This window comes from Knoellia locipacati (assembly GCF_007992835.1).
Lineage (GTDB): Bacteria > Actinomycetota > Actinomycetes > Actinomycetales > Dermatophilaceae > Knoellia > Knoellia locipacati.
Window position 1 is genome coordinate 37,593 of record NZ_BKBA01000012.1, and the last position, 14,901, is coordinate 52,493.

A 14,901-nucleotide genomic window follows, 5' to 3' on the forward strand; every position below is an offset into this window, starting at 1 on the left:
CAGCACCTCCTGCGCGGTGGGTCCTGCTGCTGGTGACGCTCCGGCGGCGGTCAGTGGCCCGAGCTGCCGGGGCTGGAGTGCCACAGTTTGCGCGGCGACGTGCCGTGCTCGGGGACGACGACCGACGCGACCCGGTGCCCGTCCTGCGTCGGCGAGCCGGCCGGCTTGATGTCGGCGTAGGGCGACTGCTTGAAGCCCGACGCGTGGACGAGCACCCGGCGCCTGCCCCCGGTGTCGGCCTCGCGCTCCCCCGCCTCCGCCCGGGCCACCGCCTCGGCGTCCGCGGTCTCGAGGGCCCGCACCACCGCGGAGTGGCCGCCGTCGCGCCAGGCCTCCCAGAGCCCGGCGAGCTCCCACGCACCCGTCGCCCGCACCGAGATCCCCCGGGGCCCGGTGCGCCGGACGACACCGCGCACGAGGAGGAGCCACGAGTGGAAGACCGTGGCGGCATACGGGCCCTGGACGTCCTCGAAGAAGGTCGCGTCGACCGGACCGGTCGCGTCGTCGAGGGTGAGGAAGACGACGCGGCGACCGGAGCGGATCGGCGGGGTCTGGGTCGCGACCTTGACCCCGGCGACCCACACCTCGCTGCGGCTGCGCGCCCCGAGCAGGTCACGGCTGCGGACCACCCCGAGCGCGTCGAGCATCGGGCCGTAGAACTCGACGACGTGGGCCGAGGCGTCGAGCCCGAGGACGTCGAGCTCGGCCCGGACCCGCTCGGTGCCGGTCATCTCGGGCAGACCGGTTCCGGGAGTGAGCTCTGGCCGGTCGCCGAGGTCGAGGGTGAGCTGGACCGACTGCTCGGCGGCGGCGACCACGGGACGGGCGGCCTGCGACTGGGCCGCGGCCCGCTCGCGCACGAGGTCTGGGCCCAGGCGCGGTGGCGGGACCCTGCGTCGTGAGGACCGCCCGGTGCTGGCCCGCTCCCACCGGTCGAGCTCACCGACGTGGAGCAGGAGGTCGCGGCGGGTGATGCGACCACGACGGCCCAGCCCGGAGCCGGTGGCGCCGATGCCGTGCATCGCGTCGAACGCGCCGGCGAGGACGAGCCGCTCGACGACCGGACGGCTCACCGTGGCCCGTGACCAGAAGTCTCCGAGGTCCGAGAACGGCTGTCCTGCGACGATGCTCGCGACCTCGGCGTCGCTGATGCCCTTGACGTCGGTGAGCGAGAGGCGGATGCCGTAGTCACTCGCGTCGGGCAGGTCGGGGTGCACCGGGCTGAAGTCGGCGCCACCGCCCTCGAGCCGCTCGATGCGGTAGGTGTCGCCCGAGCCGTTGACGTCGAGGCCGAGCACCGCGATGCCGAGCGAGCGGGCGTCGTCGAGGATGAGCCGCTTGGGATACATGCCCGGGTCGTGGGTGAGCACGCCGGAGAGGAACGCCGCCGGGTGGTGGGTCTTGAGCCAGGCCGAGTGGTAGGTCGGGAGGGCGAAGGCGGCCGCGTGCGCCTTGCAGAAGCCGAACGACGCGAACGACTTGAGGACTTCCCAGATCCGGTCGACGTCGTCGGGGGCGTAGCCGCGGGCCCGGGCGGCGGGTCGCCACCACGCCTCGATGTCGAGCTGCCCCTGCGGCGTGCCCATCGTGCGCCTCACCTCGTCGGCCTGGGCGAGGGTCACCCCGGTCGTCTCGGCGACGATCCGCAGCACCTGCTCGTGGAAGACGACGACGCCCTCGGTCTCGGCGAGCGCGGGCTCGAGCGTCGGGTGGAGCAGCCGCCGCTTGGACCAGCCGTGACGGCTCTCGAGGAAAGGCGTGATCATGTCGGACTTCACCGGCCCGGGGCGGAACAGCGAGATGTCGATGATGAGGTCGCCGAAGCGCTCGGGCCCGAACTTGCCGATGAGCTCACGCTGCCCGGGACTCTCGATCTGGAAGCAGCCCAGGGTGCGCGAGGTGCGGATGAGCCGGAAGGTCGCCTCGTCGTCGAGCGGCACCTGAGCCTCGTCGTCGAGGTCCACCTCGACCCCGTCGACCCGGCGCACCTCGGCGACGGCGTGGGCCATCGCCGACTGCATCCGGATGCCGAGGACGTCGAGCTTGAGCAGCCCGAGGGTCTCGACGTCGTCCTTGTCGAACTGGCTCATCGGGAAGCCCAGCCAGCTCGCCTCGACCGGGGTCCGGTCGAGCAGCCCGGCGTTCGAGAGCACGACCCCGCAGGGGTGCAGGGCGATGTGCCGGGGCAGCCCGTCGAGGCGCTCGACGAGCTCGAAGAAGGTGTCGAGCCGGGGCGCGTCCAGCCCGCGGGAGCGCAGCTCGGGCAGGTCGGCGATCGCGCTGCGAGCATCGCGTGCCCGGATGTGCGGGAACGCCTTGGCGATCTCGTCGACCTCGATGGGCGGCATGCCGAGCGCGGCACCGACGTCGCGGATCGCGTGGCGCACCTTGTAGGTGTCCATCATCGACACGCACGTCACCCGGTCACCGCCGAACCGGTCGAGGATCGCTTGGTAGATCTCGGTCCGTCGCGCCGACTCGACGTCGACGTCGATGTCGGGCAGCTCGGCCCGCAGCGGTGAGCAGAACCGCTCCATGAGCAGGTCGTGCCGGATCGGGTCGACCCCGCTGATGCCGAGGAGGTAGTTGACGAGCGACCCTGCGCCGGAGCCGCGGGCCGCGACCCGCACTCCCCTGGCCTTGATGAGGTCGGTCACCTCGGCGACGGTGAGGAAGTAGGTCGGGTACCCGAGGTCGGCGATGACGCGCAGCTCGTCGTCGAGACGGGAGAGCACCGTATGCCGTGCCCCGTCACCGATCCCGGGGTAGCGGCCGCCGACGGCGGCACGGCACCGCTGCGTCAGCACCTGCTGGGGGTCCACGCCGGCGTCGATGCCGAGGATGCCCGGCTCGGGCAGGTGGACGGCGCCGATGCCGAGGTCGGCCCGGGGGTCCTGGACGCACTCGTCGGCGAGCGCGAGGGTGGCACCGACGAGCTGAGCGGCGCGACCGTTGTCGCCGGTGACCTCGTGGGCCCGGACCCACATCTCCTCGCTGCTCGCGAGGTGCCCGGCGTCGGTGACCCGGTCGAGGTGGCGCGAGTCGAGCACAACGAGCCGTCGGGCCGCGTCGAGGACGTCGACGGTGCGCACGCCGTCGCGGTCGGCGTGCCGGACCGCCGCGGTGAGGACGGCCGGAACCCGGGCATCGTCGGCGAGGGCGAGCATCCGGCGGGCATGGACCCTCGACCCCGGGGTGCCCTCGGGCCCGCCGTTGCCGACGATCTCGAGCGCGAGCGCCTCGGGTGGCAGGAGCGCGCGCCAGGCCTCGAGCCGGGCCCGGGCCTCGCTGGTGCGACGCGCGAGGACCGCACGACCCACGTCGGAGTCGGGTCCGAGCAGCACCCTGAGCCGGCTCGGCTCGGGGTGGCGGTCCCAGTCCTCTCGCCGCTCTCCCCCACGGCACCACCGGGCGAGCAGCTCCGGCAGCGTGACAGGGGTGCCGCGCTCACCGCGCAGGTGGGTGTCGGTGACGAGGCGGCACAGGGCCGCCCACCCCAGACCGCGGTCGACCCCCGCGCCCCGACCCCGGGCGAGCACCGTGACCCGCGGCAGGCGGAGGTCGACGACCGCTCCACCACGCACCGGGGTGCGGACCCGGGCCGGGGGACGCCCCGGCCTCGGCTCCTCACCGACGGCGAGGTCGACGCCGAGGACCGGGTCGATGCCGGCCCGCCCGCAGGCCATCGCGAACCGGACCGCGCCGTAGAGCCCGTCACGGTCGGTGAGGGCGAGGGCCGGCTGCCCGTGCGCCGCAGCGCGCTCGACGAGGTCCTCGGCGGTCGAGGCCCCGAAGCGCATCGAGAAGCCGGAGGCGACGTGGAGGTGGACGAAGTCGGGGCTGGTGCTGGTCATGAGCCGGGTCCTAGTCGTGGTGGTCCTCCCGCAACGTCAGCGTGGGTGGTCGCTCTGGCGACCGTTCACGCTGACGTTGCGAAGATGGGGTCAGGCGGTCTCGCGGGCGGCGGCGAGGCGGTGCACGACCGGCTCGGCGGACGGCATACCGAGGGCCGAGGTGACGTGACCGACGAAGGTCTCGGCGGCCCGCAGGAGGTCGTCGGCCTCGCGCACCGACACCCGTCGCGAGTGCGACTCGACCTCCCGGCGGTGCACGGCGGCGAGGGCGAAGAAGTCGGCCCACTCACCGAGCTCGGGAGCGTGGACGGCGAGGAGGGGCCAGAGGTCCTGCGGACCGGTGCGACCCTGCCTCGCGACGAGGGCGGCCGCGGCACGCATCGAGGCGTCCTGGGAGGCGACGAAGCGGGCGGCAGCCAGCTCCGCGGCATACGCCTCCGCAAGGCTCTGGCGGGACTGCTCGAGGAGCGCGAGCGCGGGACCGGCACCCATGGCGCTCAGTCCTGCGCCCGGAGCAGGACCCACGGGTCGCTGCAGCCGTCGGCGGCGTCGGAGGCGAGGTCGTAGACACCGGTGCCCGCCGCACTGCCGGCCTCGACCCGCCACACGTGGCGCTCGGGACGCTCACCGAGGTCACCGAGGTCGCGCCACCACGAGCGGCGCTCGCTCCAGTCGTCGAGGACGTCACGGATGACGAGGATGCGACCGCGCCAGACGAACGCGCGCGGCCTCGGACGGAGGGCGAGCGTGCCGTCGACGGTGGGCAGCGCCGCCTCGACGCGCACCTCGACGGGTTCTTCGTACCGGCGCACCACGACATGGCCTCCTCAGGGCAGGATGGGATGGAGTCGGATGCTCTCGGACATCCGCTGCGTGTCGAACACCTGTTCGAACAACTCCACTGTACAACCGTCGGACGCGGGGCCGTCAAGCCCCTACGCTGACGCCATGACCGAGCCCGGCGACCCCGTGTCGGAGCGTGACCTCAGCGAGCACCCGTCCGTGGCGGTCGTGCTGAGCACGCTTGCCGCACACCACGTCCGGCCCGTCGTGCGCTACCTCCCCGACGCGGTGCGCACGGCCCGCGCCGCGGCCGACGCCCTCGGCGTCACCCCCGGCGAGATCGCCAACTCGCTCGTCTTCGCCGGGCGACGCCACGACGGGAGCACCGAGCCCCTCCTCGTCCTCGCCTCGGGCGGTCACCGCGTCGACCAGGACCGGATCGCCGGGCTGCTCGACCTCGCCGCCGTCGACAAGGCGACGCCCGAGGAGGTGCGCGAGTGGACCGGCTTCGCGATCGGCGGCGTCGCCCCGGTCGGGCACCCCGCTCCCCTGCGCACCGTCGTCGACGTCACGCTCGGCAGCTTCGACCGCGTGTGGGCGGCGGCCGGGCACAGCCACTCGGTCTTCCAGACGACCTACGACGAGCTGCTGCGCATCACGAGCGGCAAGGCCATCGAGGTCGACTGACGCGAGACGGCCGCGTCGCCGGGATGACGAGCGCCCCTCCACCCTCATCGTCCCGGCCACGCGGCCGCAGGGCTACTCTCCCGAACCGCGGGTGGCGCCGGGATCCGTACACATACTCAGATCCGTCCGCCCGGGATACTCAGACGTCGCGGACGGCCGCTCAGCGCGCGCCCGTCGACAGCCCGAGGTTCTCGTGGACCTCGAGCGTCGCGGTGGAGCGGTTCATGGTGATGAAGTGCAGGCCGGGCGCACCCTCGGAGAGCATCCGCTGGGCCAGCTCGGTCGCGATCTGCACCCCGACCGAACGCACCGCGTCGGCGTCGCCGGCCACGGCCTCGAGCCGGTCGACGACCGCACGCGGCAGGGGCGTGCCCATGAGCTGGGCCATCCGGGTGATCTGCTTGAGGTTGGTCACGGGCATGAGCCCCGGCGTGATCGGCAGGTCGCGGTGCTGCGCCACCCGGTCGCGCAGCCGGAGGTAGGTGTCGGCGTCGAACACCATCTGGGTGATCGCAAAGCTCGCACCGGCGTCGGCCTTGCGGACCATCACCTCGACGTCGTGGTCGAGGTCGGGCGAGGCGGGGTGGACGTCGGGGAACGCGGCGACGCCGATGGTGAAGTCGCCCAGCGTGCGGATGAGGTCGACGAGGTCGGTCGCGTGGTCAAGCCCCTCGGGGTGGGCCACCCACTCCCCGCCGGGGTTGCCCGGCGGGTCGCCGCGCAGGGCGAGGATGTTGCGGACGCCGGCTGCGGCGTACTGGCCGACGACCCGGCGGATGTCCCCCACCGACGCACCGACGCACGTGAGGTGGGCCAGCGGGGTGAGCGTGGTCTCGCGGGCGATGCGCTCGGTGACGCGGACGGTGCGGTCCTGGGTGGTGCCGCCGGCGCCGTAGGTCACCGACACGAAGTCCGGGTGCACCCGCTCGAGCCGCCGGATGGCGTCCCAGAGCGCCGCCTCGGACGCGTCGTCCTTGGGCGGGAAGAACTCGAAGCTCACCGAGGGTCGCTGACCGGCGAGGAGCTCTGGGATCGACCGGGCTGGCATAGGGGTGAGATTAGTCGAGCAGGCAGGCCGTAGGCTCGTGATCCACACACCGTGAGATGGCAAGGAGCGTTCGTGACCAGCCCGTTGGACGAGCTCGCTCGTGACGAGGACACAGCGCGACCCGAGGGAGCGACGATGACCAGCCCGCTGGACGAGATGGACCTGCGCGCCCGCGTGCAGGCCTGCATCGACCAGGAGCTTCGCACCCAGGCGACCGTCCTCGACGAGCTGGGCCCGGACGTCACCGACCTCCTCGACCGGATCGGCTCGCTCCTCGTCGGTGGCAAGCGCCTGCGCGCCGCCTTCCTCTACTGGGGCCACCGCGCCGCCGGCCGTCCGGACTCCGACGCGCTCGTGCGCCTCGCCACGGCCATGGAGTTCTTCCAGGCCGCCGCCCTCATCCACGACGACGTCATGGACGACTCGGACACACGACGCGGTATGCCGGCCGCCCACCGCGCGCTCGCAGCCGTCCACACCGAGCGTGGCTGGGGCGGGGACGACGAGCGCTTCGGTGTCGCCGGCGCCATCCTCGCCGGCAACCTCTGCCTCACCTGGACCGACGAGCTCGTCGCCACGAGCGGCCTCCCCGTCGACGACCTCGCCCGGGGGCGTGAGGTCTTCGACCGGATGCGGACCCAGCTCATGGCCGGGCAGTTCCTCGACGTCGTCGACTCGGTGCGCCCGTGGGACGACCTGCCCTCGGCCGAGCGGATCGAGCGGGCGCAGCGGGTCATCCGCTACAAGAGCGCCAAGTACACCGTCGAGCACCCGCTGCTCATCGGCGCCACGGCCGGCGGCCTGCCCGACTCCGACCTCGCCCACCTGTCGTCGTACGGCCTCGACCTCGGTCACGCCTTCCAGCTGCGCGACGACCTCCTCGGCGTCTTCGGCGACCCGGAGTCCACCGGCAAGCCCGCGGGCGACGACCTGCGCGAGGGCAAGCGCACCGTCCTCATCGCGCACACGCTGAGTGGCACCGACGACGCAGGCCGCCAGCTCCTGCGCACCCACCTGGGCGACCCGGACCTCGCCCCCGCCACGGTCGACGACCTGCGCGACGTCATCACGGCGTCCGGTGCCGTCGACGCCGTCGAGGACGAGATCTCGACCCTCGCCTCCCACGCCCGCGCCTCCCTCGAGGCCGCCACCGGCATCGCCCCCGACGCCAGGCCCGTCCTCGACGCCCTCGTGGAGATCAGCACAGCCCGCACCGCCTGACCCCAAGGCGAGCCGCAAAAAGCCTGGACGGAGCCGAAAGGTGACCGGTCCGGGAGAGCGCGGTTGTGCCGATTCGCCGCTGGCTGGGCCTGGCGGCGGGTCCCACGCTCTGCGTGGGCGCGCGGAGCGCGCTCAGCGCGCGGAGGGCGGATGGGACTGCGGCGAACCGAGACAACCGCGCGACTCAGCGGACCCAGCCGAACGGCATACGAAGAAGGACTAGAAGGCGAGCTCCATGGCCCGCCGGCGCACCTCGGTCTTGAACCCGCCGCGCAGCGCGTCGATCGGCGCACCCTCGACGGGGAGGGTGGCGTCGGGGGTGAAGAGCCAGCGCAGGATCTCGTCGTCCTTCATGCCGCCGTCACCGAGCACGGTGAAGGTGCCCTTGAGTGCGGAGAGGACGCCCTCGTCGTCGAAGAACTTGGCGGGGACGGCGACGACGTGGCGCTCACCGATGCGTGCGGCGAGGATCTCGCGGTCGTCGATGAGCCGTCGCACGTCGGCCAGTCGGACGCCCAGGCGCTCGGCGATGTCGGGGACGGTCAGCCACTCGCCGACGAGGGTCTGGAGCGGGGTCTCCTCAGTGTTCACGGAGGTCAGCGTGCCACAAGTCTCGCGCGTACTAGTCACAGCCGCTACTCTGTCATCGCCTGCCACAGGAGACCCACAGACAACACGGCGTCGACCCCGTCGTCGCGGAAAGGACGGCCTTCCATGGTCATCGCCCTCCCCCCGGCGACCGTGCCGCCGACCGCAGTCATCCCGACGCACGCGGTCAGCCACAGCTCCCCCGCCCCGCACGGCTGGACGACCTACACGGTGCGCAGCGGCGACACGCTCACCGGTCTGGCTGCGACGTTCCGCACCACGCCGCGCTCGATCGCGGTCAAGAACGGCATCACCGACGGTCGCCGCCTCTGGGCCGGCTCGACCATCCAGGTGCCGGCGCGCGCGAGCGCCACGGCGAAGGCCGCGCCCCGCAGCACCGGCCGCCACCTGGCCTCGCACCGGGTCCGCAGCGGCGAGACGCTCTACGACATCGCCGCCCGCTACGGCACGACCGTCTCCGCGATCGCGAAGGCCAGCGGCATCTCCCCGCGCTCGTTCATCCAGCCGGGCCAGACGGTCCGCGTCCTCGTCCGCGGCGGTACGTCCGGCGTGAAGGCCACGTCCTCCGGCGGCACGACGTCGCGCGGAACCGGCTACCGCGTCCAGCCCGGCGACACCCTGCTGGGGATCGCCGCCACGCACGGCCGCACGGTCTCCTCCCTCGTCAAGGCCAACGGGCTGCGCGGCACGACGATCTATGCCGGCCAGCGCCTCGTCCTGCCCGGCACCGCGGCCCGCAGGTCGAGCCCGAGCTCGCTGCCGAACACCTTCGCGGGCCGGACCTACCCCGCCAAGGTCGTGCTCAACGCCGCGCGCAACCGGCAGATCCTCGCCAAGCGCCACACGCCCACCCGCGCGCAGACCAAGGCCCTCGTCGCGGCAACCGCCCGCCGCCACGGCGTCGACCCGAGGCTGGCCCTCGCGATCTCGATGCAGGAGTCCGGCTGGAACCAGAAGCAGGTCTCGGTGGCCAACGCCGTCGGCATCATGCAGGTCATCCCGTCCGGTGGCGACTGGGCCTCCTCGCTCGTCGGCCGCAAGCTCGACCTCCTCGACCCGCAGGACAACGTCACCGCCGGCGTCGTCATGCTGCGCGCCCTGACCCGGATGGCCGCGACCGAGGACCAGGCCATCGCCGGCTACTACCAGGGGCTCGCGTCCGTCCGCTCGCGCGGCATGTTCACCGACACCAAGGGCTACGTCACCAACATCAAGTCGCTCAAGGGCCGTATGTGACACCCGCGGGGTCGAGCGCCGGGGTCCACGGGCTGCCCTCGGGCAGTCCGTACACTCGTCGGGTGTCCACCGCCCCCTCCGACGACCTCGTCGGCGAGACCCTCGACGGTCGCTACCGCGTCCTCGAGCGGCTGGCCGACGGTGGCATGGCGACGGTCTTCCTCGCGCTGGACACCCGCCTCGACCGTGAGGTCGCGCTCAAGGTCATGCGGCCCCACCTGGCCCAGGACGAGTCGTTCCGCTCACGCTTCCACCGTGAGGCCCGCTCCGCCGCACGCCTGTCGCACCCCGGTGTCGTCGCCGTCTTCGACCAGGGCGAGGACGCCGGCCGGATGTTCCTGGCGATGGAGTACGTCCCCGGGCAGACCCTGCGCGACGTCATCCGTGCCGAGGGCTCGCTGACGCCCCGGGCCGCGATCGACATCATGCTCCCGGTGCTCGACGCGCTCGCCGCCGCGCACCGCGCCGGCATCATCCACCGCGACGTCAAGCCCGAGAACGTCATCCTCCGGGAGGACGGCGCCGTCAAGGTGGCCGACTTCGGGCTGGCCCGTGCGGTGACCTCCCACACGGTGACGTCCTCCTCGGGCCTGCTGCTCGGCACGGTCGCCTACCTCTCGCCCGAGCAGGTCGAGCGCGGGATCGCCGATGCCCGCAGCGACGTCTACGCCGCGGGGCTCCTGCTCTTCGAGATGCTCACCGGCTCCAAGGCCTTCGACGGCGACACGGCGATCAACGTCGCCTACCAGCACGTGCACGCGGGGGCGCCCCGGCTGCGCGACCGCGACCCGCACGCGCCGGAGGTCCTCGACGAGCTCGTCGCGACGGCGACGGCTCGCGACCCCGACGGGCGCCCGGTCGACGCCGCGGCGTTCGCGACCCTCCTGCGCACCGCGCGACGTGAGCTGACGCCGGACGAGCTCGACGACCGACCCGACGCGGCCGACGCCGCTGCCGCCGCAGCGGTCACGACCCGCACCACCGCGCTCCCCGTCGAGCGTCCCGCGACGCGCGGGTCCCACGCCCAGCCCTCGGCGTCGCTGCGTGACCAGGTGCGCGGCGCTCCCCCGGCCACCGCCGGAGGTGTGGCGGTGCGCACGTCCGGGCCGCGCGGACCTCGCGGTCGCCGCCGCGCCGTCTGGCCCTGGATCCTCGTCGTCGTCTCTGCGGCCATCGCCTCGGCGACCGCGTGGTTCTTCATCGCCGGGCCGGGCGCCCCGACGATCGTGCCGGCCGTGGTGGGCAAGCCGGTCGTGGCGGCCGAGTCGTCCATGCGTGCACAGCACCTCGACCCCTCACGGCGCGACGGCTTCAGCGAGACGGTGGCCAAGGGCGTCGTCATCTCGACCACCCCCAAGGCCAATGACGAGGTCCGCCGCGGCACGACGGTGACGCTCGTCGTCTCCAAGGGCCCGGAGCGCTACTCCGTCCCCACCCTCGCGGGCGCAAGCCTCGCCGAGGCGACCAACCAGATCACCGGGGCCAACCTCGCCCTCGGCAAGGTGACCGAGGCCTTCGACGAGGAGGTCCCCGAGGGCCAGGTCGTCGCGAGCAGCCCCAAGGCCGGCACGTCCCTCAAGCGGGGCAGCGTCGTCGCCCTCACCGTGAGCAAGGGCCGCCAGCCGGTCAAGGTCGAGAACTTCACCGGCAAGCCGCTCACCGGCGCGCGCAACACGCTCGGCAAGGCCGGTCTCGTCGTCGAGGTCTCCGGCGAGGAGAACAGCGACACCGTCCCGGCCGGCTCCATCATCAGCCAGGACCCTGCCGGCGGCACGCTCTTCAAGGGCGACAAGGTCACCATGGTCGTCTCCAAGGGACCCGTCCTCGTGACGGTGCCCGGAGGCCTGATCGGCAAGCAGTTCACCGTCGTGCGGCAGATCCTCACGACGGCCGGTTTCAAGGTCACCGAGAAGCAGGCCATCCCCGGCATCAACTTCGGCACCGTGCAGGGACTGAGCCTGCCCGAGGGGTCGCAGCAGCCCAAGGGCTCCGAGATCGTCGTGACGACGGTCTGAGGTGGACACACCTCCCTCCCCCGTCCACGACGGGCGGGCCCGCCTCGCCGTCCTGCTCCTGCTCGCGGTCACCGCTGTCTGGGGCTCGACGTTCTTCCTCATCCGCGACCTCGTCGAGCACGTCCCCTCGGCCGACTTCCTCGCGGTCCGCTTCGGGATCGCCGCGATCCTCATGTTCGCGCTCTTCTCCCGACAGACGCTGTCCCTGACGCGTCGTGAGCTCACGCTGGGTGTCGGTCTCGGTGTCCTGTATGCCGTGGCTCAGCTCCTCCAGACCGTCGGACTCGAGACCACGGCGGCCTCGGTGTCGGGGTTCCTCACCGGCACCTACATCGTCCTCACCCCCGTCCTCGGGGCGCTGCTCCTGCGCGACCACGTCCCGCGGGTCGCGTGGGTCGCGGCGGTCATCGCCATGGCTGGGATCGGGGTCCTCTCGCTCCAGGGACTGGCGATGGGCTTCGGCGAGTCGCTCACCCTGGGCTCGGCGGCGATCTACGCCCTGCACATCCTCGCGCTGGGCCGCTGGTCCACCGCCTCGACCGCGCTGGGCCTGTCGACCGTGCAGGCCGCGGTCATCGCCTTGGTCTGTCTCGTCGCGGCCGTCCCGGACGGCGTGACCCTCCCCGCGACCGGGGGCCAGTGGGTCTCCCTGCTCTACATGGCCGTCGTCGCGGGCGCCGGCGCGCTCCTCGCTCAGACGTGGGCGCAGGCGCACCTCACCGCGACCCGGGCGGCGATCGTCATGGCGATGGAGCCCGTGTTCGCGGCGGTCTTCGCGGTGCTCTTCGGCGACGAGGCGGTCACCTGGCGGCTCCTCGTCGGCGGCGGGCTCGTTCTCGGCGCGATGTACCTCGTCGAGCTCCGGGGAGTCACCCACGACGCGGGCGTCTCGGCCCTCGAGGACCCACCCGCCGAGATCCTCCACCACGACGTCTGACCCCGACCGGTCGCCCCGGCCGAGCACTCAGGGGTGGAGCTCAGCGAGAGAGCAGGTCGACGAAGACCTCGGTCGCGGCATCGGTCCCGGCGTCGTCGACGTCGAGGTGCCAGACCAGGCGCACGCCCTGAGGCCCTGCGGCATACGTGCGTATGCCGCGCGCACCGGCGGCGTCGACGAGCTCGGCAGGTGCCCAGGAGGTCTCGGACAGGTCGAGCATGACGATGTTGGTCTCGACGCGCTGCGGGCCGACGACGGACGGCGCCACGGCACCGACGGCCTTGGCGAACCGGGCCGCGCGTGCGTGGTCGTCGGCCAGGCGGTCGACGTGGTGGTCGAGGGCGTGCAGACCGGCCGCGGCGAGGATGCCGACCTGTCGCATGCCGCCACCGAAACGCTTGCGCCAGATGCGTGCTCGCGCCATCTGCTCGGCCGAGCCGACGAGCACCGAGCCGACCGGAGCGCCGAGGCCCTTGGACAGGCAGACGCTCACGGTGTCGAACTCGCGGCCGTAGTCGGCGAGCGGTATGCCGGTCGCGACGTGGGCGTTCCAGAGACGGGCACCGTCGAGGTGCATCGCGACGCCGGCCTCGCGGCTGGCCGCCCGCACCTCGCGGATCGCCTCGAGCGGCTGGATCGTTCCACCGCCGAAGTTGTGGGTGTTCTCGACGACGATGAGGGCCGTGCCCACCTGGTAGGGCCCGGCGCCGGTGCTCATGAGGCCCAGCGGTGCCGACGGCTCGAGCCGCCCGCGCTCGGCGGCCCAGGAGCGCGAGGAGATGCCCGAGAGCACCGCGGCCGCACCGAGCTCGGCGCGCAGCACGTGCGCGAGCGAGTCGGCGATGACCTCCTCGCCGGCCTCGACGTGCAGCCGCATGCCGAGCTGGTTGGCCATCGACCCGGTGGGCGTGAAGAGGGCGTCCTCGTGCCCGAGGAGCTCTGCGACGCGTCTCTGGAGCTCGGTGACCGTCGGGTCCTCACCGAAGACGTCGTCGCCGACGGGGGCCTGCGCCATCGCCGAGCGCATCGCCCGGGTCGGCTGGGTCAGCGTGTCCGAGAGCAGGTCCGCGACCCAGCGACGCGGCATACCGGATTCGTCGTCCGTCACGTCAGTCGCGACTGAGCATCTCGGCGACGAGGAACGCGAGCTCGAGCGACTGCTGGTGGTTGAGCCGCGGGTCGCACACCGTCTCGTAACGCTTGTTGAGGTCGGCGTCGAGGATCTTCTCGGAGCCACCGATGCACTCGGTGACGTCGTTGCCGGTGAGCTCGACGTGGATGCCGCCGGGCACGGTGCCCAGGCCCTGGTGGACCTCGAAGAAGCCGCGCACCTCCTCGACGACGTCCTCGAAGTCGCGCGTCTTGTAGCCGGACGCCGACTCGAAGGTGTTGCCGTGCATCGGGTCGCAGATCCACGTGACCGCGGCACCGCTGGCCGTGACCTTCTCGACGATCGGCGCAAGCGCCTCGCGCACCTGCCCGGCGCCCATGCGGGTGATGAAGGTGAGGCGGCCGGGAGTGCGCTCCGGGTCGACGAGGTCGATCATCCGCAGGAGGTCGTCGACCTGCGCCTTGGCCGAGACCTTGACGCCGATCGGGTTGTGGATGCGGCTCACGAAGTCGAGGTGGGCACCGCCGAGGTCGCGGGTGCGCTCACCGATCCAGATGAAGTGCCCCGACGTGTCGTAGAGGTTGCCGGTGCGCGAGTCGACACGGGTCAGCGGGCGCTCGTAGTCGAGGATGAGCGCCTCGTGGGCGGCGAAGAACTCGGTCGTGCGCATCGCCTCGAAGTCGGCGCCACAGGCCGCCATGAACTTCATCGCCTTGTCGATGTCGCGGGCGAGCTTCTCGTAGCGCTGGTTGGCGGCGTTGGCGACGAACCCGCGGTTCCAGTCGTGGACGTGGCGCAGGTCGGCGAAACCACCGGTGGTGAACGCGCGCACGAGGTTCAGGGTCGCGCTGCTCGCGTGGTAGGCACGCACCAGCCGCTGCGGGTTGGGGTGGCGCGCCTCGGGCGTGAACTCGAAGTCGTTGACCATGTCGCCGCGGTAGGCCGGCAGCGTCACGTCCTCGCGCGTCTCGCTGTTGCTGCTGCGGGGCTTGGCGAACTGGCCCGCCATGCGACCGACCTTGACGACCGGGACCGACGCGCCGTAGGTGAGGACCGCCGCCATCTGCAGGATCGTCTTGATCCGGTTCTTGATGTTGTCGGCGGTCGCGCCGGCGAAGGTCTCGGCGCAGTCGCCGCCCTGGAGGACGAACGCCTCACCGGCGCCCGCCGAGGCCATCCGGTCGCGCAGCACGTCGCACTCACCGGCGAAGACGAGCGGCGGATAGGTCGAGAGCTCGGCGACGGCCGACTCGAGCGCCGCAGGGTCCGGCCAGACCGGCTGCTGCGCAGCGGGCAGGTCGGGGGTCGCTTCGAGGAAGGTGCTGAGGTCGGGGCCGATGGTCGTGCTCACGCGACCAAGGATAGGCGCGTCTCGTGATGTGGCCTGCGGCGCCCGTATG

General features: G+C 72.6%; 12 protein-coding genes. 5 read left to right on the top strand and 7 right to left on the bottom strand.

Features of this window, described 5'->3' with window-relative positions:
* Positions 1–50 precede the first annotated feature (50 nt).
* From KLO01_RS15420 to KLO01_RS15430, 3 genes are all read right to left on the bottom strand, one after another.
* A complete protein-coding gene (locus KLO01_RS15420; RefSeq protein WP_147066789.1) occupies positions 51–3,854 on the bottom strand; it encodes a DNA polymerase III subunit alpha in 3,804 nt (1,267 codons plus the stop codon).
* Between the two features lie 90 nt (positions 3,855–3,944).
* Positions 3,945–4,346, bottom strand: coding sequence for an SAV_6107 family HEPN domain-containing protein (locus KLO01_RS15425; RefSeq protein WP_147066791.1), 402 nt, complete (start codon positions 4,344–4,346; stop codon positions 3,945–3,947).
* Between the two features lie 5 nt (positions 4,347–4,351).
* Positions 4,352–4,669 carry a DUF6504 family protein gene (locus tag KLO01_RS15430; protein ID WP_246136251.1) on the bottom strand — a complete coding sequence of 106 codons (318 nt, stop codon included), beginning with the start codon at positions 4,667–4,669 and terminating at the stop codon, positions 4,352–4,354.
* 133 nt (positions 4,670–4,802) lie between these two features.
* On the opposite strand from KLO01_RS15430, the gene KLO01_RS15435 reads away from it, so the two are divergent.
* On the top strand, positions 4,803–5,324 hold the full coding sequence (locus KLO01_RS15435) for a YbaK/EbsC family protein (protein ID WP_147066793.1): 522 nt from the start codon (positions 4,803–4,805) through the stop codon (positions 5,322–5,324).
* Positions 5,325–5,484: 160 nt separating this feature from the next.
* On the opposite strand, the gene metF is transcribed toward KLO01_RS15435, so the two are convergent.
* A complete protein-coding gene (metF, locus tag KLO01_RS15440; RefSeq protein ID WP_147066795.1) occupies positions 5,485–6,372 on the bottom strand; it encodes a methylenetetrahydrofolate reductase [NAD(P)H] in 888 nt (295 codons plus the stop codon).
* A 135-nt stretch (positions 6,373–6,507) separates the two neighbouring features.
* Here metF and KLO01_RS15445 point away from each other — a divergent pair, with 135 nt between their 5' ends.
* Complete coding sequence (locus tag KLO01_RS15445) at positions 6,508–7,593, top strand: polyprenyl synthetase family protein (protein ID WP_147066956.1); 1,086 nt, start codon at positions 6,508–6,510, stop codon at positions 7,591–7,593.
* A gap of 219 nt (positions 7,594–7,812) precedes the next feature.
* On the opposite strand, the gene KLO01_RS15450 is transcribed toward KLO01_RS15445, so the two are convergent.
* Positions 7,813–8,184: an Rv2175c family DNA-binding protein gene (locus tag KLO01_RS15450; RefSeq protein WP_246136252.1), complete on the bottom strand. Its 372-nt coding sequence runs from the start codon at positions 8,182–8,184 to the stop codon at positions 7,813–7,815.
* 123 nt (positions 8,185–8,307) lie between these two features.
* On the opposite strand from KLO01_RS15450, the gene KLO01_RS15455 reads away from it, so the two are divergent.
* From KLO01_RS15455 to KLO01_RS15465, 3 genes are all read left to right on the top strand, one after another.
* Positions 8,308–9,438, top strand: a complete 1,131-nt coding sequence (locus KLO01_RS15455) for a LysM peptidoglycan-binding domain-containing protein (protein WP_147066797.1) — start codon at positions 8,308–8,310, stop codon at positions 9,436–9,438.
* Between the two features lie 62 nt (positions 9,439–9,500).
* Positions 9,501–11,453, top strand: a complete 1,953-nt coding sequence (gene pknB / locus KLO01_RS15460; protein ID WP_147066799.1) for a Stk1 family PASTA domain-containing Ser/Thr kinase — start codon at positions 9,501–9,503, stop codon at positions 11,451–11,453.
* 1 nt (position 11,454) lies between these two features.
* Complete coding sequence (locus tag KLO01_RS15465) at positions 11,455–12,390, top strand: DMT family transporter (RefSeq protein WP_147066801.1); 936 nt, start codon at positions 11,455–11,457, stop codon at positions 12,388–12,390.
* Positions 12,391–12,430: 40 nt separating this feature from the next.
* Here KLO01_RS15465 and KLO01_RS15470 read toward each other — a convergent pair whose 3' ends face one another.
* The gene (locus KLO01_RS15470) at positions 12,431–13,498 is read right to left on the bottom strand and encodes a threonine aldolase family protein (RefSeq protein WP_246136253.1); all 1,068 of its coding nucleotides are present in this window, start codon (positions 13,496–13,498) and stop codon (positions 12,431–12,433) included.
* A gap of 1 nt (position 13,499) precedes the next feature.
* Positions 13,500–14,852, bottom strand: a complete 1,353-nt coding sequence (locus KLO01_RS15475) for a class II 3-deoxy-7-phosphoheptulonate synthase (protein WP_147066804.1) — start codon at positions 14,850–14,852, stop codon at positions 13,500–13,502.
* Positions 14,853–14,901: the final 49 nt, after the last annotated feature.